Raw genomic sequence first — 19,961 nt, 5'->3', positions numbered from 1 at the left:
TTGCCGGCACTGAAAGACACATATCAGGCTGTTCCTCCCCTGGCGGACGACTGTTGAGCAATCTGCAGAGCGGCAATCCAGGCCTGGCCAAGGCTCAAACCGCCATCATTGGGCGGCACCCGCCGTGGCACGAGCGGGGTAAGGCCGGCAGCGCTGCAACCGCGCGGGATTTCCTCCGCCAGCACCGCGTTCAGGAAGCAGCCGCCGCTCAGAACGACAGTATCAACGCCGGTTGTCCGCGCGGAGCGCGCGACCCAGTCAACGCAGGCGGCGGCAAAGGTGCCATGAAAAAGCCGGGCTCCGCCCACGGCGTCAATGTCATCTGCAATCAGCCGCGCAAACAGCGGACGAAGCGACAGCACGCAGCCATCGATCGTCCAGCCGGCTTCGATAATCGCAGTCCGCCGCACCAGCGCCTCGAGCTTCATCGCCGCTTCGCCCTCATAGCTCTGCAAACTCGCAATCCCCAGCAGCGCCGCTGCCGCGTCGAACAACCGGCCCGCACTGGTCGTGGTGGGTCCGCCCGGCTGATCGAGCAAGGCCGAGACACATCCAGCCTGCCGTTGCGCCGCAAAGCGCGACCCGATTTCATTACCCCGGCCGAGCCCGTGTAGTACTGCGCTCGCCATGCGCCACGGCTCGCGAGCTGCACGATCTCCACCAGGCATTTGCAGCGGCGCTAAGTGCCCGATGCGTCGGCAACTCGGCCCTTCACACAACAATAGTTCGCCACCCCAGTTACCGCCGTCGGAACCAAAGCCATGGCCATCGAGCACCAGGGCAAGCGCAGGTCCCGCATGACCATGCTCGGCGATCACTGCGGCAGCGTGTGCGTGGTGATGCTGGACAGCCACCAGCTCGCGGCCATTTGCTTCCGCAAACCGGGTAGAAGCCATATCGGGATGCAGATCATGGGCGACGACGACAGGCTCCACGTCAAGGCTCGATGTGAGGTGTCGGATCGTCTCCTCGAACGCACGAATGCCTTCGGCCGTATCCAGATCGCCAATATGCTGGGAGACGAACGCTTGGTTGCCTCGCGTGATGGTGATGGTCGATTTCAGCGCGCCGCCGACGGCGAGCACGGGGGGCACAGACTTCGCAAGCCTGATCGGTTCGGGAACATAGCCACGGGCACGACGAATGAACTGTGGCCGGCCAGCCACCACCGACACCACGGAGTCATCAGCACGCGTCAGGATATCGCGGTCATGGGTCACGACAAGGTCGGCGATCCCTTTGAGCCGCCGCAGCGCCTGCGCGTTGTCGATCAGAAGCGGTTCGCCGCAAAGATTGGCACTGGTAGCCACGATGACCGAGCCGGCCCCCGCCCATGCTCCTGCCGAGCGAAGCGCATGAAAGATGAGGTGATGCAACGGCGCTACAGGCAGCATGACACCCACACGTGACAAGCCAGGAGCTATGGCGGGCGCCAGATTGTTTCGCGAAGGCAGAAGGACGATGGGACGTGCTACGCATTCGAGCAGCGCAAGCTCGGGCGCGCTCGCATCCGCGATCTCGCTGACGCGCTCTATGGAATCGACCATAACCGCGAACGGCTTCTGAAGGCGCTGCTTTCTCCTGCGCAAACGCTGCACCGCGTCCTGGTTGCGCGCATCGCAAAGCAGCTGGTATCCGCCCAGCCCCTTTATCGCCACGATTTGTCCCCCAGCGATTGACGCGACAATGGCGCTGATCTCATGGCTGAGCCGAGGACCGCATTTCGGACACGCGATCGCCTCCGCATGAAACCTACGGCTCGCCGGATCGCCATATTCAGCCGCGCAGGCGGCGCACAGCCTAAAAACCCTCATCACGGTGTTGCGGCGATCGTATGGAAGCCGTTCGGCGATGGTGTAGCGTGGGCCGCAATGGCAGCAACTGATGAAGGGGTAAAGGTAATGCCGATTTTCTGGATCGAACAGCTCACTGAGACATTGCTGGCAGGCCGCAGCATCAGCGACGATCTGCGTTGACAATTTGCCGCCTTTGCTCGTGCCGATCGAAAAGTCTTTCGCAGCGAGCGCCGCAGTCTCCCGAACGCAAATGTGGTCGATGCGTGCCAATGGCGGCGCCTCGAGCGGCAACATGGCGACAAACTCCGAGGCCCGATGACCCTCGACCTCGATCGTAACGCCCTCGGGGCCATTGATGACAAATCCCGCCAATCCGTACCGCATAGCGAGTCCATAGACGTAAGGACGAAAGCCGACCCCTTGCACGGCCCCACTCACGCGCACGCGTAGCCGTGTTCGGTCGCAGGAGGTTGCGGCGTTCATCGCCTTGTGTCCTCTACGACGTGCCTCTGATGCCTCGCCTGTCTATCGATCCAGGCGTAGAGCGCGCCAAAACCCTCGCCGGTGCGAGCCGAAACTACAAGCACGTCGATCTTTGGATTGACGCGTCTGGCGTATTCGATCGTCTTACCCAAATCGAACTCAAGCAGCGGGGCCAGATCAATCTTGTTGATCACCATGAGCGAAGAAGCGGCAAACATATCAGGATATTTGAGCGGCTTGTCTTCACCTTCGGTAATCGACAAAACTACGATCTTGCAGGCCTCGCCTAGATCGAAGGCTGCGGGACAGATCAGATTACCGACGTTCTCGATGAAGAGAATACCGCCAGTGAGTAGCGGCAAGCGCCGATAAGCCTCGCCAATCATTGCAGCATCGAGATGGCAACTCTTGCCGGTGTTGACTTGAACGGATGGCACGCCGGCGGCCCGAATGCGTTCGGCATCGTTCGAGGTCTGCTGGTCGCCTTCGATGACCCCGACCGGGCGGCTGCGCTTGAGCTCGGACACGGCGCGGACAAGCAGCGTCGTTTTACCTGCACCAGGACTGGACAAAAGATTAAATACAAGCAGGTCATCGGCTACGAAGAGCGCGCGATTGTCCGCCGCGATCCCATTATTCTTGCCAAGAATGTCGCGCTCGATCTGAATAACCCGCTCTCTGCTCATGCCCGCGACCTTCAAGCCAGCCGGCCCGGCGCCGCCGCTCAGAAGCGCCTGCCCGCCATGAGCCTGGTGATGGGCAAAGCGATGATCGTGATTATGACTGTCGCGAGCATGGTATGAACGCTGCAGGCCTTGGTGGCCATGCGGATGGTAACGGCGAGCGAAATCGTCCTGCATATCAGCATAGTAACGCGCGTGGCTCTCCGCATCATGCGTGGCGCGTTCGGTCGACGGCGTCCCGTCGGTGCAGCCGCAAACGGTACACATCAATCGATCTCCAACTCTTTCACGCGCATCTGTTCGCCCGCGGTTACCTGCAACTGATAGCTGCCGCAGCGAGGACAGCACTCACCGCGCCGTGCAATTTCGACGCTCTTCGAACAGCTCATGCACCAGACAAAGCCTGGCAGTTCGACGATATTAAGGACCGCGCCCTCGGCAACGGTCCGCGTTGCAACGACAGCAAAGCAGAACCTGATCGCTTCAGGCGCGGCATGACTAAGCGCTCCCATCTCTAGACAGACGCTCCGCACCCGCGAAAACGATCGGTGACGCGCCTCCTCCTCGATGATTTGAATGATGCCAAGACAAATCGCCATTTCATGCATCGCCAATTTCGCGAAAATTGAGGGTGAACCCGACGCACGGATCGAGCGATGCAATCACCGCATGGATTGCATCCCGACGCCGTCTAGCCGTCAGCACCGCGCCCTGCAGGCTGCGGACAAGCGGTCCGCGCCGGTGGAAATTCCACTCCGTCGGCGCAAGGAATTCGAAGCGGGATATCCGGCCCTGAGCATCAAGCTCAACCGCTTGGTAGAGACGCCCCCTGGCGCATTCGACCGCGGCCGCTGCACGGCCGGGCCCTAGCCTATATCTTTCGATAATCCCATGCTCCGCCGAGTCAATCTGAGCACCGGCCTTGAGCCAGGCGCATAGCCGGAAGATTTCAGCAATTCTGGCCCTCAGCCGCTCGGCCGCTCCGGAGGGGCTCGGCGAGAGACGATCACGCGCCATTTGGCGCGCCCATGGACCCGTCTCGGGCGCATGTCCGTCAAGGTCGGGACAATGGCAAAATGTAGGGTCATCCACGAGCAGCCGTTTAATGATGTTGCGGTCGTCAGCAACGGACAGGAACGAGTGCTCCGCCGGAATTGACTTCAGGTCGATCTCATCAAGCGCTGCAATGCGAAGCGCCAATGGGCTACCGGACGTCAGCGCACCATCCTCATTCGGTATGCCGAGCGCGGCCAGCGCAGCGACAATCCGCGCTGCTGCTTCGCATTGAGCGGAGCCCCAGGGTGGCTGTGCGGTGCCGACTAGCGCTGACATTTCCCGCATCAGGGAGCGGATTGCCGCCACACTGGCGACGTCTTGCGCAAGATGTCCGACAAAGAGGCCCCGTAGCAAGTCCGCGATCCGCTCGGTAACGATAAGCGCAATACGATGCTGCTTTGTTGTGCGGGTGATCACTTCGTCGCGCGCCGTCTCGATCGCGGACAGCAGCGCGGTTTGCTGCGCAGCGGCACACAACGCGAAGAGCCGCGGCAGTACCTTGAGCAGCGAGGAGGCTTGTTTACCAGCGAACAGCTGCCCCAGCGGCGGCCGGACTCGCGGCAGGATCTCGACCGCGGCGACTACGTTGGCAGCAAGCGATACGGTGACATCGATCTTGTTGCGGGCAGCGAGGCTCATGCGCACCGCTCCTCAAACATCCCGCGCAAGGTATGCCGGCGGTCGCTGCGCACACGCCGTCTACGGGATCCCACCGGACGCCGAACGTTCTCCAAGCTCTTCATGTGAAGTACGCCTTAATAATTTCCTGCATGCGTTCGGCAGAGTCCTGGAAATCTTCGTCGGCAGCCAACGCAACAATCGGCACGCCGCCGACCTCCAGCGTATCAAGGATGATGTTGTCCGTAGAATTGAAGAACTGCACCGACCAGACATTCCTGATCCCCGTCGCGTGCACTCGGCACGTGCCGTAACCGCGGAAGATGAGTTGGACCGGGCCATTGCCCACGCTGTGCTGCAGGTATGCCAGATCGATAACGCTCATCGGCAGCAACGTGAGATTGATGACATGCGCGCGCATGCCAAACCGCCAGACGCGCGACCGCTCGCGTATTTCCGCGAGCAACGGTTGCACGTTCATCGCGCCGTCCGGCGCCGCGCCGATCACGATATCGGCGGACGTCAGGTCACTTGCGGCGCTCCGGACAATTTGCGGAATCGCCCCGACCTCAACATATTCGTGCGCCGGATCGGGCCCGATGCGCACTCGCCAGATTCCCGCAAGCACGGACTCCCGGATTTGCGCCAAAGTGCCATCTGGCAGCGCAACCACGCCAGCAACCTCACCTTCTCCGAGCACTTCGCCAATCAGCTTGCGCTCGGGATCGCTGAGATTCGCGAGTCCGTACTGTTGCGTCCGAGCGCCGCTTCTCTGGCCGCCAACGGCAGCAGCGGCATTCGACAACAGCGCGGTGGCATTCGGGTAGTTCCTTGCAAGCTCGTCGCCATCGCGCCAACCGCTGGCGAGCGCACTCGTCGACCCGCTATGGAATACATCGAGACTTCCAGAGCCCGTGGCAAGCTTGCTAGCCACCCGCTCGGCGCCGTCCGATCCAACGCGGAGCGCTGTTTTCATCATGCGATGTTCCGTTGACTGTCTTCAGAGGCAATGCCCTTGACAGAAGTGCTGCCGGCGTGTGGCCGACCGATCGGTACCGAGATGCGGTCGATCGTGACCAAACGGACCGGTCTCTTGCCGATCACGCGGAGTGTATCGTGCCGACGGCGCAGGCTCGGGCTCGACGGGCCGCGCAGGCCGAGCCGGCCGACCAGTTCGCCACCAACGCCGCCCGCAGGCACTGCGCCTTGCATGCGCCGCCGAAACGCGTTGACCATTTCAAGACGGAAGAACGCGGGCTTGATGATCCGGAGCAAATATAGGGGATTGGCCGCCGACTGCGGCATCAGGGCCGCGCTGACGGGAGGGTGCGCGACTATGCCCGCATCGACGCTGACGCCCCCCACCTCGGACGGAGCGGACCGTGCAAGACCATGCTGCGCCGGCTGCAACTTCATCACACGCCTTCTGAAAATGTTCGATTCTGCTAACAGGCTATTAGCAAGGCGCATGCCAATCATCGTCTGGCCGCGACTCCCGCTCGAACCAAAGGCTCGAAGCGCCTGACATTTTCCATGCAAAGGTTACGTGCGACTGGAAGCCGATGTGTGAGCAAGCGCAGTCGGCGCAATATCCGCAAGCGGAACCGCTAGCGTAGGTGCTCCGGCAATTGCGGCTCATGACCAATCAAGTCTGCAAAGAAGCGATCGCAGTCCTGGCCGTTGAGGCTGGCCTCAAGCCCGTCAAGTGCTTCCGAGATCAGCCTTGCTTCATTTTCGTCCAAAAGCCGCACCGCGGTGTCGATATGAACGAGCACCTTTGCGCCGACCAAGGCGTCGGAGAGCAGCATGACTGAGACGCGCCGCTGTTCATCGCCATACTCGCACAGCGCCGTAATGCTGTCGGTCTCGAGAATCGTCATCGGCAAGCCAAGGCACATGGTCAGTCGCGGGCCGCTAGATCGGCTGCGCCCTCATCTCATAATTTGCATGGTCGATATTGTTCGCTAACAGTCGTTCTGATGCAGGCAGCGGCGCGGTCCGCGGTTTTGCCGGCGAGTCCCACTGCGCCAGGAGTTTGCAAGCCAGTTCAATCGCAGGCGCAATTTGAAAGCGTACCGGGGCCGTCAGCGGACCGCCCCAATGCTCCAGGTCCAGCGGCTGACAGCCGATAAGAGCGAGCTCTCGCGGGAGGCGGCCAAGCAGGTCGGCCGCACTCAAGACCTCCTGAAAGCCGGTCTGATGCAGGCTCACCTTCTTGGCGGCGATAAATTTTGGCACTTCGTCATCTCGCACAAGCTTCAACTGCCCGGGCAGCAATCCATAGTCGATGGCATCGAACACGATCACGCAATCGGCCTGCTCAAGAAAACTGACGAGGTAGAGGCCCTGTGTGCCGCCATCGAGGACGGTGACGTTGTCATCGATGGCGTAGCGGCGATGAAACTCCTCGACCACCCGCACGCCGAATCCCTCATCGGCCCACAAGATATTGCCGATGCCAAGCACCAGAATCCTCTTCTTGTTCTCCGGAGTCAGCATCCGCCTCCCAGTCAATCGCGAAACCCGCGCTCATTAGATGCTCCGGCGCGACATGAGTCTTCCCGGATCACCGCGTAGATGTGGACCAGCGCAAAGGTCACGATCACCCACAGGCCGAGATGATGCCAGGTATGGACGTCCTGACTGTTCGGCCAAATTGAAAATACCCAGCTGAACAGCTTGTACTGCCAGCTGTCAGTACCTGCACCTTGCCCATAAAGTGCAAACCCTGTGACGACCATGAACGTGATCGTCTGCGTAAACATGAAGAACATTGCGAGCTGAGCAAGACGGTTGCGCCCTACGCGGCTCTCGGGCTCAACTGTAAGGAACGCATACGAGCGAATCTCGTGGTACACTTCGCGCCAAAAGCACCTGCGCCAGAGCGGCACCCAAAAGATCTGCATGGCATGCGCATTTCCCTTTAAAGCCCAGTAGATCCGCAGAAGAAAGCCGATACTGAGCACATATCCCGCCGATAAATGAGCAAAGCGGATATAGCCGAACAGGAAATTGCCGGTTGCCTCTCCCGACATCGCCGGTGTCCCGGTTCCAATGAGATAGCCGGTTGAACTCAGAATCAGAATGGCCGCGGCATTGACCCAATGCCACAGTCGCACCGGCGCGCAGGCGATGCCACCGCCGATGCTGCGTTCAGTCGGTGCCGCACCGACGGCGGCAAGGAGCTTCCGAGCCCTGTCCGGCATGCCCCTAACGAACATTGACTGAAGCCATTTCGTGGCCCTCAGGACTCATCACGTGGGTCGAGCAAGCCAAGCACGGATCAAAGGAATGGATCGTGCGCAAGATCTCCAGGGGCCGCTGCGGATCGGCCATCGGGGTACCGATCAGGGAGGCTTCAAAAGCGCCAATATTGCCCTTGGGATCGCGAGGAGATCCGTTCCACGTCGTCGGCACAACACATTGATAATTGTCGATCTTGGCGTCCTTGATCTTGATCCAGTGCCCAAGCGCACCGCGCGGCGCCTCAGTGAACCCGTAGCCCTTGGCCTCCTTGCGCCAGGTCTCCGGCTTCCATCTGCTGACATCGGCAGTTGCCGTATTGCCCGCCTTGATGTGGACTACTAACTTATCCTGGAAATAACGCATCTGATGCGCCGCCCACTGGCATTCGAGCGCCCGCGCCGCAGTACGGCCAAGCGTTGAGAACAACGCAGTCAGGGGAAGATTGAGCCCCTTGAGCAGTCTCTCGGCGGGCTCCTTGAACTCGGTTTTGTTTTGCGCATAACCGATGATGTATCGCGCTAACGGCCCGACCTCCACGGCGTGGCCGCGCCAGCGCGGCGCTTTGATCCAGGAATACTTGCCGCCCTCGTCGAGTTCCTTGATATCTGTCTTGCTGCCTTTGAGTTTTGGCCCAAGTTCAAAACTCGGCTCGGTGATACCGTCCCAGGGATGCAGTCCACAACAATCGCTGGGGTATTTATACCATGAATGCGCGACGAATTCCTGGATCTGCTCGGGATCACCATGGTCGATCGGCAGTATCTCCTTGAGATTGCCACCAAGAATGACCCCGCGCGGCAGCTTGAGGCTTTTGGCGGAACAGTCATTTGCGTTTTCGGGGATGTCGCCATAGGACATCACGCTTTTGCTCGAAAGCCCGCCGCCATGGAGCCAGTCCTTATAGAACGAGCAGATCGCGGCAATGTCGGGCAGGTAGACCTGTTCGACAAACTCGATCGAACGGTCGACGATCGAGGACACGATGTTCAATCGCTCCATATTGATCGCACCCACCGCACCAGTTCCGTCGATGTTGATCGCGCAGGGCACGCCGCCGACCAGCCAGTTCGGATGCGGGTTCTTGCCACCATAGATAGCTTGGATCTTGACGATCTCCTTCTGGAAGTCGAGCGCTTCCAGATAATGCGCTACAGCCATCAGGTTCGCTTCCGGTGGCAGCTTGTAGGCCGGATGCCCCCAATAGCCATTCTTGAACGGACCGAGTTGCCCTGATCCGAAGAATTTGGTGAGCCGGATCTGCAAATCCTTAAAATAGCCAGGGGACGACAGCGGCCAGGGCGAGATAGACTGCGCGAGCGCGGACGTCGACTTGGGATCGGCCTTGAGCGCGGAGACCACGTCGACCCAATCCAGCGCGTGCAGGTGATAGAAATGTACGAGGTGATCATGCACGAGCAGGCACAACTGCATGATGTTGCGGATCGAATTGGCATTCTCCGGAATCGCAATTCCTAGTGCATTTTCAACCGCGCGCACGGAGGTGAGCGCATGGGTACCGGTGCATACCCCGCAAATCCGCTCGGTGAACGCCCAGGCGTCGCGCGGATCGCGCCCGCGCAGGATAACTTCGATGCCACGCCACATCGTCCCGCTTGAGACCGCATTGCGGATCACATTGTCTGAATCGAGATTGGCTTCGACACGCAGGTGGCCTTCGATCCGCGTCAGCGGATCGATGACGATTCGCCTGCCGGAACGATCGAGATTGAACCCATTCGGTGTCTGGACGGCCACCGTCGCCCCCTCCTCAACTCGGTTTGCTTTTGTGGGCTGCGCGATCCCGCTTGTGGGTCAACCGCTTCGCGGCGGTGACCGCCGCGTGGGCAGCGACGGTTAGCCCAACTACGCCGGCAGCGGCCATGCCGATCTGGTCGGCGTTCGCCTCGATGCCGAACTGCTTGATGGTTGTGAGGCGGTCGTAAAATGACCCTTTATCCCAGAAGCCGTCTTCGGAGCAGCCGAAGCAGCCGTGGCCGGATTGAATCGGAAATGAAACGCCGCCGTTCCACCGAATGGCAGAACAGGCATTGTAGGTGGTTGGCCCCTTGCAGCCCATCTTGTACAGGCAGTAGCCCTTGCGTGCGTACTTATCGTCCCACTCTTCGACGAATTGGCCAGCGTCGAAATGGGAACGCCGATAGCACTTGTCGTGAATCCGCTCGGAATAGAACATACTTGGACGCCCTTGGCGATCGAGCTCCGGAAGCTTTCCGAACGTGGTCATGAATGTCACGAGGCCACTCATGACCTCTGCGATAGGAGGGCATCCGGGCACCTTGATGATCGGCCTGTTGGTGATCACCTTATCGATCGGCGCCGCGCCAGTCGGATTGGGCTTGGCCGCTTGCACGCATCCCCAGGACGCACACGTGCCCCAAGCGATGACCGCCATGGACTCTTCCGCCATGGACCTGAGCTTTTCAACGAACGGCTTGCCGCCGTCAATGCAGAACATGCCACCCTCGTTCAGCGGCGGATTGCCTTCGACGGCGAGCACATACCTGCCTTTGTACTTGGCACGAGTTTCCTCCAGGATGGCTTCGGCCTGGTGTCCTGCCGCCGCCATGATTGTATCGTCATAGTCGAGCGATATCATCGACAGCAGCGCGTCCTTGATCAAGGGATGGGCCGAGCGGATAAAGCTTTCCGAGCAGCAGGTACACTCGAGCCCGTGCAGCCAGATGACGGGCACACGCGGTTTGGTCTCCAGGGCATTGGCAATACTGACTGCGGCGAGCGGACTAAGTCCCAAGCTCGCGGCAGTCAAACTGCAGAATTTGTGGAAACTACGACGCGTGATACCCTGACGTCTGATCACGCTGTAGAACGTTTCTGTTGCCACCCATTAAGCCTTCCATGTGAGTTGTCGTCGGCCGTAACGAATTACGGACGTTGAGCAAGAAACAAGCCAGCGGACCGAAACACTTGACAGATGGCACGCCGCCGCTTCTGGCTTTGCGGACAATCGAAACCAGCCAGCAAGCCACAAGCTGCGCCATTGATATGTCATGCTATTAGTGTCCGGTTTTGGACGTCGATGTGAGCACTTCAACAGAGCAGCCCGATGGTTCACCACTGCAAGGTGACCGTGTCATGCTCGCTCTTGCACGACCGCGACACTCACGCGGCACGCCGATTGTTGATAGAATCGGTGCAGTTGACGGGGACCGCACTGCCCCCCAGTCTCAATCAGACTTGCCGATTGCTGACCAATGGGGCGTTAAAGCCGCTCATAGTCGCAACCGCGCAAGCAGCCCGTACCCAAAGCGGCTGTCGAGCGACGAGAGAAGCCGCAACGTGAGCCCGATGCGCACGCAGCGTTCGCTTCTTAGGTCTGATCGATCCGATCTGCCTTCGATTCAAAGCGGCTCGCCGCACCGCATCGCTGCAGTATCTTGGGCGAGAGCCTGGAGGTTCAGAGCTATCACAGGAGCGTTGATCGCGCGAGCCGATCGATAGCAATGCGCGCTCGTCTTGGCGCATCGCGACACCAACCCGCTTGCAAGAGCTTCTTCGCGATAGCGGAGGCGATCTCGTTATTGAAGCACTGGCGCGATCCGGCCGACGCGGATAGCAGGTGACGGCGCCGGCTTTCAGTCGACCTCGATGGGTAGTAGCAACACTGTCTGCCAAAACCCAAAACGGTTGATCGAGCCTTTCGACGGGAATTAGATTATCGGATTATTGCAGCATAGACGATATACTGGACCTGTTCGCGGTAATACTTCCGGATTTCTCCGGGCGCTGCCGTTCCGACCACCACCACGAGATGCTCCTTTGGGTCGCAGAAAAATTGTGTGCCGTAGGCGCCGGTCCAGGTGAACTCACCTGGATTGCCTGGAACCGCCGAGAGATCCTCGTTTATGCGTACAGCCACTCCGAGCCCGAAGCCGAAGCCGGAACGGTGCGCCTCCACATTGGCGACCTTATTCTTGATCTCTGGCCCGAGGTGGTCGGAGATCATGTGGCGCACCGTCTTCGGACCGAGAATGCGCTGCCCATCGAGCTCCCCGCCGTTGAGCAGCATTTGTCCAAAGCGCACGTAGTCACCGACTGTCGCAAATGCGCAGGCTCCCCCGCAGTCAAACGTCGTCGGAATTTCGAGGAGCTCGATGTCTTGTGGCTTTCCTGTCAGCGGGTCGTCTGGAAATGGATGCGCGAGGCGCTCGCGTTGCGATTCCGACAAATGGAAAGTGACATCCTGCATTCCGGTCGGCTTCCACAGGTTGCTGGCAAGATAGTCGCCCAATCGTTGTTCGCTGACCTGTTCCACGACATCTCCCAGTACATCGGTCGAGAAGCCGTATTCGAATTCTGTCCCCGGTTGGTGCGCTAGCGGCAGCTTGGTAATGGCTTCGATGAACGCCTGCTTATCGCCCCTTAGTGGCGGAGCGGCGAAATCGGGATAGAAGCGCGCCACTTGGTCTGAGCTGTCGGGGGCCGCGCCATAGGTCAGCCCAGATGTGTGGCGATATAGATCGTGGATGTAGATCGGAGAACTCTGCGTTTGAAATTCTAATGAGCCGTCTGGCAGTGGCACTCCCACCTTCATGTTTGCGAATTCCGGGTAGTAATCCGTAAGCCTCGCCTGTAGAGGCAGGCGACCTTGCTCCATGAGGATAAGCCCCGCAACGGCCACCATCGGTTTGGTCATAGACGCAAGCGCGAACATCGCATCGAGCGGCATCGACTTTCCTTTCGCAGGATCGAGTTGCCCGTACGCCTTGTAGTGGATCAGCTTGCCGTCTCTGGCGATTGCAACTACCGCGCCCGGCACGCGTTTACTCGCGATCTCGCGAGCGAAGAACTCGTCTAGCTTGGCGAGGCGCTGCTGAGAAACGCCAACATCATCGGCCGTCGCTTCAGGCAGAGGCGCGGAGTGCACTGAATTGAAGCCGATTCCAGCAGCCGCCGCGGCCATAACAAGCTTATTCATTGTAGCCTCGCAAGGATGGATAGATCCGGCTTGCAATAATGCTCCTTGGTCGTGACGGATATGTCCGGCCGGCAAGCCTAAGACGGTTCAATGCCTCTTTTGGCACAGTGTCTCTCGATGTGGGCTAAGGTGAAGATAGCCGCAAAGGCGAACATCACCATACCGCCGGCAACCACACTCGCCTCGCGCCAGCGCGATGCTTGGACGTAGTCTACGACGTAGGCTGACAACACTTTGGTGCGCCCAGGAATGTTGCCGCCGATCATCATCACGACGCCGAATGTGCCGATCGTATGAGAGAAGCCGACCACGGCGGCTTTAACAAACTCCAGTCGCGCCAGCGGCCCGCTGATGGTAATGAAGGCATACAACGACGAAACGGGCCCCGTAGTCTTCAACGGGCGATCGCCTATCGCAACAAAGGCGTTACGGATCGGCTGCACCACCAACGGCAGCGCCGAGAGGACCGATCCGATCACGATTCCCGCGAAGGTAAAAGCGAGCGTGCGCTCGCCCCACAAAGAGGCGAGAATGCCACCCGGTCCGTTTGGGCCGAGCAACACGAGTACGCAAAAACCGAGAGCCGTCGGCGGCAGCACTAGCGGCAGGGCGATCATCGTCGCCACCGCCTCGCTCAAAAGAGTCCTCGAGCGCGCCAGCCACCCAGCGAGGGGCACACCAATCAGGAGAAGGATCACGGTCGTCACGCTGGCGAGCTCAATCGTGAGCGCAACCGATTGCGAAATCTCTGCCGAAAAGACATCCATGTGGGTCAGCCCAACAATCCAAGCAGGTCGCCGTGTCGGCACAGTGATCGCCTGCACGTCCGGCTCATCCAGGGATGTGGCGCAGATCGCCCTTTAGTCGCGCGGCACTTCGTGGCGGCCGCCACATTCACGCGCGTCGTTTCTGCGAGCAACAGCAGCATCGCAATACTCATCAGCAACTCCTGCGACTGGGTCACTTCCATCCATCTGACGGCGGAAGCTCCTCGTTCGTCATCAGCAATTCCTGTGCCGCGTGCGAACTGCCGCGCGCTCTATGCTCAACGTGCGAAATTCGCATAGACGCCGACATCACTGTGGCGTGAACCTAACGCTCTGTCAGATTTCAGGCATTTTTGTTCCCGAGCAGACAGCGACACGCCGCGCAACGAAGGGGTAGACTTTGACGCCCTCATAGAGGCCTGTTTGATTCGTCGATGGCTCAACCGCCGCACACGCCGCGCTGGCAATGGAACGGATCTCAGCAAGACTGCCGTTCGGCAGTAACGGGAACGATCTAGCTGAGAAATCATCGTAACGCTGCTTCTGCGGCGCGGCAAAAGGCACGAGGAGCCGAGAGCGAAGGCCGCCTGCTTAATGCGCATCGCTAGCACAGGCTTGGAGACAATGCCCCGTGCGCGAACGAGCTTTGCCATTAGCGACAACGCAGTGCATCGATCAAAGATTCTTCCGCGCAATCGAGTTCCTAAACCAGGCTTCCATCGCGTGGATGCCTACAATCCAAACTATGAATTTTACCGATGTCACATACTGTTGCATCCATCTCAGCAGTCGGCGCATATCGATCACGCTAGGGCTTCGCGGCGGAGACGTGACTCCGCTAATGCGCCCAGCCTTATCAAGTTACGAGTCACGCTGGAACTTTTTGTTCGACCTTGCGAACGCGGTCAGAGCACTCAAACCGATGCCGCCGGAGACAGACGGTTTGTCCGCCACTGCTTAGTCGGCGCACTTTGGGCATCTGGTGCAGATCTTGCTTAAGAGAAAGGATAAACGCAACTCGCCTGCCTTTGGAACGACGCGCCGACTCTCGGAACCGTCTTCAATCGCACACGGCTAAAAATGAGTCTCGTATGACGCTGTCGCCTCTCAAAGACGCGGCGGCTCACATTCGAGGATATTCGGGAAGGAAGCGTCATGACCACCATGTCAACTGCGGCACCCGCGCGCGCGTCGCAAACTTGGTATAAGATTCTCTACGTGCAGGTGCTGATTGCGATCATGATTGGCGCCATGGTCGGCTGCCTATGGCCGTCCGTCGCGACCAACGACTGGGTCAAGGCGCTCGGTGACGGATTTATCAAACTCATCAAGATGGTGATCGCGCCGATTATTTTCTGCACCGTCACATCCGGTATTGCGCATATTCAGGATGCGAAGAAAGTCGGGCGCGTCGGCGTCAAGGCGCTGGTCTATTTCGAGATCGTCTCCAGCTTTGCATTGCTGTTGGGCCTTGTTATGGGCAATCTGGTCCAAATCGGCCATGGCCTTGCGGTCAAGCCGGATGCTGCGGCGGTCGCCAATTACGTGAAGCAGGCGGAAGCCTCGAAGACCGTCGATTTCTTTCTCAACATCATTCCCGAGACCGTGGTAGGCGCCTTCGCTCGCGGCGATGTTCTGCAGGTTCTCTTGTTCGCGATTCTATTCGGCTTTTCGTTGATGGCGCTGGGAAAGCGTGGGGAGCGGCTGCGCGGCATGATCGACGACGTCGCGCACGCGGTGTTCGGCGTAATCGCTATCATCATGAAAGCGGCTCCGATCGGCGCCTTCGGCGCCATGGCCTTCACCGTCGGCAAGTTCGGGCCGGCAGCACTCGGCAATTTGATCGGTCTGATCGCGCTGTTTTACGCGACTGCGGCGCTATTTGTCGTGGTGGTGCTCGGTTTGATCGCGCGCCTCGTCGGCTTTTCAATCTTCAAGTTCATTGTCTATATCAAGGACGAGATTCTGATCGTGCTCGGCACTTCGTCCTCTGAAAGCGCGCTGCCGCAATTAATGGAGAAGCTCGAACGGCTGGGCTGCTCCAAGCCCGTGGTCGGCCTGGTGGTGCCGACTGGCTACTCCTTCAACCTCGACGGCACCAATATCTATATGACGCTTGCGACATTGTTCATTGCCCAGGCACTCGGGGTCGAGCTCACCTTTGGCCAGCAGCTCACGATCCTGCTCGTTGCAATGCTAACGTCGAAGGGAGCAAGCGGCGTCACCGGCGCGGGCTTCATCACGCTCGCTGCGACGTTGTCGGTGGTCAACCCAGCGCTGGTGCCGGGCATGGCAATCGTGTTTTCAATCGATAAGTTCATGAGCGAGGTGCGCGCCCTTACTAACATCACCGGCAATGGCATCGCCGCCGTGTTCATATCCTGGTGGGAGGACGAGCTCGAGCACGCGACGCTGCAGGCTCGGCTCAACCAGCCCAACGTTTCCACCACCATCGACGCATGATGAGATAGCTCCCGGGTCATAACCACCGCCATTCGAAGACGGGTTGAATGCAAGCGCAGCCACATTTCTCGTAGTTCGAATCGACACTCCGACTTGACACGAGCCGGAACTTTCTAGCGCGATCTCCAGTGCGCAGCCCTTGCTCCGCGTCGCGTCCCGGCAGCCGCCCTGAAAAGCTGCCACGAGGCGCGTCTGATTGTTTCGGTTCAACGTCTTGACCGAACTGCAGCCGCTGTCCTCGTCCGGCTGGCGTGAGGGGGTTGTCCTCGGCTGCAGCCTCAAGCACCTGCCCGAAGGTTATCGGCAGCGGAGGAAAGCAGACATCTCAGCTTCCATTCTAGGCGTGTCAGCGCGCCATATTGAAAGGTTTAGGACAACTATACGTATGTCTGTGATGCGTTTTTTCTTCGCGCGTGCTCAGTTCAGCAAGCAATCGATCTCGGAACCGCTCACAGCGGGTGCGCGTGCCGAGTATTGCCCCATTTTTGCCTAAAATGTTATAGCTCTCCCGCCGGAGAACAGGCCGGACGGTATCAAAATGCGTAGCCAGATCAGCAGCTTAAAGCGCTCAGCCCCTCAGTTTACCTTCGGCTCCATAACGCTGGCGGTGGTAACACTGTCTTGCTTGTACCTTCACGCGCATTTCGCCGCGACGGCGTTCGCCTATTTGTTAGTGGTCTTGCTGTTTTCGTTGATGGGCAGCTTCATCGCGTCATCCGCGCTTTGCATCCTGGCCATCGCTGCTCTCGCTTACTACTTTGCGCCGCCGGCGTTCACTCTGCGAATCGAAGACCCCCAAGATCTTCCGGTGGTTGTTGCATTTTTTATTGTCTCGATTGTGGGAACGCACCTGATCGGAAAACTCCGCCAGGAAAGAGAGGCTGCGCGTGTGGCTGCGGGCAAGCTTCAGCAGAGTGCGGCGGATTTAGAGGATCGCGAAAAACGCTGGCGCGCCATCTTCGAGCACAATCCGGCCATGTACTTCATGGTCGATGAAGCCGGCACTGTCCTCAACGTCAATACGTTCGGCGCGACACAACTCGGTTATGCTCGTGCTGAACTGACCGGCCAATCCGTGCTGCGCGTATTTCTTGAAGAGGATCGCGGATTCGTTCGCAAATGCATTCGAAGGTGCCTTGAGGATATCGGACAATCGCGCACGTGGGACGTCCAGAAAGTCAGGAAGGACGGCTCGGTATTGTGGGTACGTGAAAACGCCAAAGCCATGCTCTGGGCCGATAACCAGCCCATCGTCCTTATAGCCTGCGAAGATATCACGGAGCGAAAGCGGACCGAACTTGCCCTGCAGAGGAGCGAAGCACATTTGGCCCAGGCGCAGGAGTTGAGTCATACGGGCAGCTTCAGCTGGAACGCCACTTCCGGCGAGGCCTTTTGGTCAAAGGAAACATTTCGGATTTTCCAATTAGATCCTGAGACTGCCCCGGCGCCGCAGCTCGTCATTGAGCGCACTCATCCAGATGATAGGGTTTCGGTTAAAGAAACTATCGATCGAGCGATGCGAGACCTGAGAGATTTCGAGCACGAATACCGGCTGCTGCTACCGGACGGCTCGGTGAAGCACATCCATGCGCGGGCACGAGTTACGAGAACTGCCTCTGGTGAGATCGAGTTTGTTGGGGCAGCTACGGATATCACGGCGGCGAGGCGAGCAGAACAGCAGCTGCGCCGGAGCGAGGCCTATCTGGCCGAAGCCCAGCATCTCAGTCACACGGGCAGTTGGTCCTGGGACGTCTACGGTCTAGATTTCGTGTATCGCTCCGCCGAGGTCGATCGTCTGTTTGGCTTTAGTCCACAAGAGTCGGTATCGATAGAGACGATTCGATCGCGCATCCATCCGGACGACTTGCCGCGGCTACAGGAGGTGCAGCGCCAGGCGATTGAACACAAGGAGGGGCGGTTCGAATATGATTTCCGTATCCTTCTACCAGATGGCGGGATAAGGCGCATACACTCCGTTGCGCACGTGGTGGTCGGCAGCGATGGTAACGTCAGCGAGCTGATCGGAACACATATGGATGTCACCGAACAACACGCAGCTAGGGAACGCCTGGAGAACACACTTGCCGCGCTGCGCGAAAGCGAGCAGCGCTTTCGCGACTACGCCGAAACAGCTTCCGACTGGCTCTGGGAGACCGGGCCAGATCATCAGGTCACTCACTTATCCGAGCACACCAGCACTGCGGGAATTTTGGCGAAACGATTGATGGGTCTGCCTCGCTGGGACATTGCCCGCGACGTCGAAGAGGAACCCGAGAAGTGGCGGCAGCATCGGGCGATGTTGGAGGCCCATCTCCCGTTTCGGGATCTGGTCTACCGCACCGTGAATCGGATAGGATCTCCGATCTACGTCCGCACGAGTGGCAAGCCTTTTTTCGATGGAAAGGGCAATTTTCTCGGCTACCGTGGCGTCAGCACTGACATCACCGCTACCATTCGCGCCGATCAAGCCGAACAAGAACTACGAAAGGCGCAGGCGGAGCTTGCGCATGTGACGCGTGTAACGACCTTAGGAGAGCTGACAACGACCATCGCCCACGAAATAAACCAGCCACTGGCCGCTATTATCAGCAACGCCGATGCGTGCCTCGGTTGGATGGGTCGCGAAGCTCCTAATCTTTCTGCCGCGCGCTCTTCGGTGGAGTGGATCATCGAAGACGCAATCCGGGCAAGCGAGGTGATCCGTCGTGTTCGCGCTCTCGCGAAGAAAGGCGAGATTGAGATGGTGGCGCTCGATATTAATGAGGTCGTTAAGGACGTCATTGCGCTGGTAACACGAGAGCTGGTGAGCCACCGAGTGTCGTTACGAACCGAGTTGACGGCCGCGCTGCCTACGATCCTCGGCGACCGGATTCAGCTACAACAGGTGATCATCAATCTGGTCATGAACGGAATCGAAGCCATGGAAGCAGTTACAGACCGGACGCGCGAGCTGCTGATTCAATCATCAAAGGACGATCTGGGGCACGTGCAGCTTGCCGTGACCGATTGCGGCATCGGGGTCGCCGAGGACGACGCGGACCGCGTCTTAGATCCCTTCTTCACCACCAAGGCGAGTGGCCTTGGAATGGGTCTTTCGATCTGCCGATCGATCGTGGAAGCTCACGGAGGGCGGCTGTCAATCGTCCACAAAGATGGACCGGGCGCGACCTTCCAGTTTGCCTTGCCGCAGCATAAGGAAGCCGTCTCGTGACAGGACGATTTGACTCGCCAGGTGACAGCGGCGATGCCGAGGCCTCGACAAAGGCGATAGTCTTCGTCGTCGAGGATGACATCTCCATGCGCCGCTCGCTTACGAACCTTTTTCGATCGGTAGGGTTGGACGTCGTTGCATTCGGATCGGCCCGCGAAATGCTGCAGAGCACAATTCCGAACGTTGTTAGCTGTCTCGTTCTTGATGTCCGGCTGCCAGGCTTGAGCGGCCTTGAATACCAGAGCGAGCTGGCGAGGTTAAACATACATATTCCGATCATTTTCATTACCGGCCATGGCGACATTCCCATGAGCGTTAGGGCCATGAAGGAAGGAGCGGTCGATTTTCTCAGCAAACCGTTTCGCGACCAGGAACTGCTTGATGCCGTGGTTGCGGCGACCGAACGCGATCGCAAAAGACGGGAGGCTCAGCAAACCGTCGCGAACCTCCAGTCTCTATTTGAGACCTTAAGCCCGCGCGAGCAGGCGGTGATGAAACTGGTCGCTGCCGGCCTGATGAACAAGCAGGTAGCCGCCGAGCTTGGGCTCGCCGAGATTACGGTCAAGATCTACCGGGGACACGTCATGAAAAAGATGCGTGCCCGGTCGCTGGCCGACTTGATCAGAATGACTGAGACGCTGGGAATTCGCGCTAATCGTCCTGAACAAACCCAAGTATGAT

16 protein-coding genes are annotated in these 19,961 nt (G+C 59.0%); 3 read left to right on the top strand and 13 right to left on the bottom strand.

Annotated elements, in window-relative coordinates; genetic code table 11:
* Positions 1–23: 23 nt before the first annotated feature.
* From hypF to XH85_RS10060, 13 genes are all read right to left on the bottom strand, one after another.
* Positions 24–2,279: a carbamoyltransferase HypF gene (gene hypF, locus XH85_RS10125; protein ID WP_128931779.1), complete on the bottom strand. Its 2,256-nt coding sequence runs from the start codon at positions 2,277–2,279 to the stop codon at positions 24–26.
* Complete coding sequence (hypB, locus tag XH85_RS10120; protein ID WP_128931778.1) at positions 2,276–3,229, bottom strand: hydrogenase nickel incorporation protein HypB; 954 nt, start codon at positions 3,227–3,229, stop codon at positions 2,276–2,278. Before hypB ends, hypF begins: the two co-directional genes overlap by 4 nt.
* A complete protein-coding gene (hypA, locus tag XH85_RS10115) occupies positions 3,229–3,570 on the bottom strand; it encodes a hydrogenase maturation nickel metallochaperone HypA (protein WP_128931777.1) in 342 nt (113 codons plus the stop codon). Before hypA ends, hypB begins: the two co-directional genes overlap by 1 nt.
* Positions 3,563–4,657, bottom strand: a complete 1,095-nt coding sequence (locus tag XH85_RS44875; protein WP_164940726.1) for a hypothetical protein — start codon at positions 4,655–4,657, stop codon at positions 3,563–3,565. Before XH85_RS44875 ends, hypA begins: the two co-directional genes overlap by 8 nt.
* Positions 4,658–4,757: 100 nt before the next feature.
* Positions 4,758–5,612 (bottom strand): hydrogenase expression/formation protein, encoded by an 855-nt coding sequence (locus XH85_RS10100; RefSeq protein ID WP_164940434.1) that lies wholly within the window; start codon positions 5,610–5,612, stop codon positions 4,758–4,760.
* Positions 5,612–6,052, bottom strand: coding sequence for a hypothetical protein (locus XH85_RS10095; protein WP_128931776.1), 441 nt, complete (start codon positions 6,050–6,052; stop codon positions 5,612–5,614). The genes XH85_RS10100 and XH85_RS10095 overlap by 1 nt, the downstream gene beginning before the upstream one ends.
* A 191-nt stretch (positions 6,053–6,243) precedes the next feature.
* Complete coding sequence (locus XH85_RS10090; protein ID WP_128931775.1) at positions 6,244–6,534, bottom strand: HypC/HybG/HupF family hydrogenase formation chaperone; 291 nt, start codon at positions 6,532–6,534, stop codon at positions 6,244–6,246.
* A 16-nt stretch (positions 6,535–6,550) separates the two neighbouring features.
* Positions 6,551–7,135 carry a HyaD/HybD family hydrogenase maturation endopeptidase gene (locus XH85_RS10085; RefSeq protein WP_128931774.1) on the bottom strand — a complete coding sequence of 195 codons (585 nt, stop codon included), beginning with the start codon at positions 7,133–7,135 and terminating at the stop codon, positions 6,551–6,553.
* 11 nt (positions 7,136–7,146) lie between these two features.
* A complete protein-coding gene (cybH, locus tag XH85_RS10080; RefSeq protein ID WP_164940725.1) occupies positions 7,147–7,842 on the bottom strand; it encodes a Ni/Fe-hydrogenase, b-type cytochrome subunit in 696 nt (231 codons plus the stop codon).
* Between the two features lie 4 nt (positions 7,843–7,846).
* Positions 7,847–9,637 carry a nickel-dependent hydrogenase large subunit gene (locus tag XH85_RS10075; RefSeq protein WP_128931772.1) on the bottom strand — a complete coding sequence of 597 codons (1,791 nt, stop codon included), beginning with the start codon at positions 9,635–9,637 and terminating at the stop codon, positions 7,847–7,849.
* 13 nt (positions 9,638–9,650) lie between these two features.
* Positions 9,651–10,745, bottom strand: coding sequence for a hydrogenase small subunit (locus tag XH85_RS10070; protein ID WP_128931771.1), 1,095 nt, complete (start codon positions 10,743–10,745; stop codon positions 9,651–9,653).
* 831 nt (positions 10,746–11,576) lie between these two features.
* Positions 11,577–12,839, bottom strand: a complete 1,263-nt coding sequence (locus XH85_RS10065; protein WP_128931770.1) for a serine hydrolase domain-containing protein — start codon at positions 12,837–12,839, stop codon at positions 11,577–11,579.
* Between the two features lie 77 nt (positions 12,840–12,916).
* On the bottom strand, positions 12,917–13,606 hold the full coding sequence (locus tag XH85_RS10060; protein ID WP_164934980.1) for a molybdate ABC transporter permease subunit: 690 nt from the start codon (positions 13,604–13,606) through the stop codon (positions 12,917–12,919).
* Between the two features lie 1,155 nt (positions 13,607–14,761).
* Here XH85_RS10060 and dctA point away from each other — a divergent pair.
* The 3 genes from dctA (at position 14,762) to XH85_RS10045 (ending at position 19,960) form a co-directional block, all read left to right on the top strand.
* Positions 14,762–16,069, top strand: coding sequence for a C4-dicarboxylate transporter DctA (gene dctA / locus XH85_RS10055; protein ID WP_128931769.1), 1,308 nt, complete (start codon positions 14,762–14,764; stop codon positions 16,067–16,069).
* A gap of 538 nt (positions 16,070–16,607) precedes the next feature.
* Positions 16,608–19,280 (top strand): PAS domain S-box protein, encoded by a 2,673-nt coding sequence (locus XH85_RS10050; RefSeq protein ID WP_128931768.1) that lies wholly within the window; start codon positions 16,608–16,610, stop codon positions 19,278–19,280.
* Complete coding sequence (locus XH85_RS10045) at positions 19,277–19,960, top strand: response regulator transcription factor (RefSeq protein WP_128931767.1); 684 nt, start codon at positions 19,277–19,279, stop codon at positions 19,958–19,960. The genes XH85_RS10050 and XH85_RS10045 overlap by 4 nt, the downstream gene beginning before the upstream one ends.
* Position 19,961 lies beyond the last annotated feature (1 nt).

This window comes from Bradyrhizobium zhanjiangense, assembly GCF_004114935.1.
GTDB classification, from domain to species: Bacteria; Pseudomonadota; Alphaproteobacteria; order Rhizobiales; family Xanthobacteraceae; genus Bradyrhizobium; species Bradyrhizobium zhanjiangense.
The sequence above is the reverse complement of the archived record's forward strand: the minus strand, read 5'-3'. Positions and strand labels throughout refer to the sequence as shown.

Excerpts from the sequence above, each read along its gene's own strand:
- hypF (WP_128931779.1), bottom strand. The coding sequence starts at position 2,279 with ATGAACGCCGCAACCTCCTGCGACCGAACACGGCTACGCGTGCGCGTG.
- hypB (WP_128931778.1), bottom strand. The coding sequence starts at position 3,229 with ATGTGTACCGTTTGCGGCTGCACCGACGGGACGCCGTCGACCGAACGC.
- hypA (WP_128931777.1), bottom strand. The coding sequence starts at position 3,570 with ATGCATGAAATGGCGATTTGTCTTGGCATCATTCAAATCATCGAGGAG.
- XH85_RS44875 (WP_164940726.1), bottom strand. The coding sequence starts at position 4,657 with ATGAGCCTCGCTGCCCGCAACAAGATCGATGTCACCGTATCGCTTGCT.
- XH85_RS10100 (WP_164940434.1), bottom strand. The coding sequence starts at position 5,612 with ATGAAAACAGCGCTCCGCGTTGGATCGGACGGCGCCGAGCGGGTGGCT.
- XH85_RS10095 (WP_128931776.1), bottom strand. The coding sequence starts at position 6,052 with ATGAAGTTGCAGCCGGCGCAGCATGGTCTTGCACGGTCCGCTCCGTCC.
- XH85_RS10090 (WP_128931775.1), bottom strand. The coding sequence starts at position 6,534 with ATGTGCCTTGGCTTGCCGATGACGATTCTCGAGACCGACAGCATTACG.
- XH85_RS10085 (WP_128931774.1), bottom strand. The coding sequence starts at position 7,135 with ATGCTGACTCCGGAGAACAAGAAGAGGATTCTGGTGCTTGGCATCGGC.
- cybH (WP_164940725.1), bottom strand. The coding sequence starts at position 7,842 with ATGCCGGACAGGGCTCGGAAGCTCCTTGCCGCCGTCGGTGCGGCACCG.
- XH85_RS10065 (WP_128931770.1), bottom strand. The coding sequence starts at position 12,839 with ATGAATAAGCTTGTTATGGCCGCGGCGGCTGCTGGAATCGGCTTCAAT.
- XH85_RS10060 (WP_164934980.1), bottom strand. The coding sequence starts at position 13,606 with ATGGATGTCTTTTCGGCAGAGATTTCGCAATCGGTTGCGCTCACGATT.
- dctA (WP_128931769.1), top strand. The coding sequence starts at position 14,762 with ATGACCACCATGTCAACTGCGGCACCCGCGCGCGCGTCGCAAACTTGG.
- XH85_RS10050 (WP_128931768.1), top strand. The coding sequence starts at position 16,608 with ATGCGTAGCCAGATCAGCAGCTTAAAGCGCTCAGCCCCTCAGTTTACC.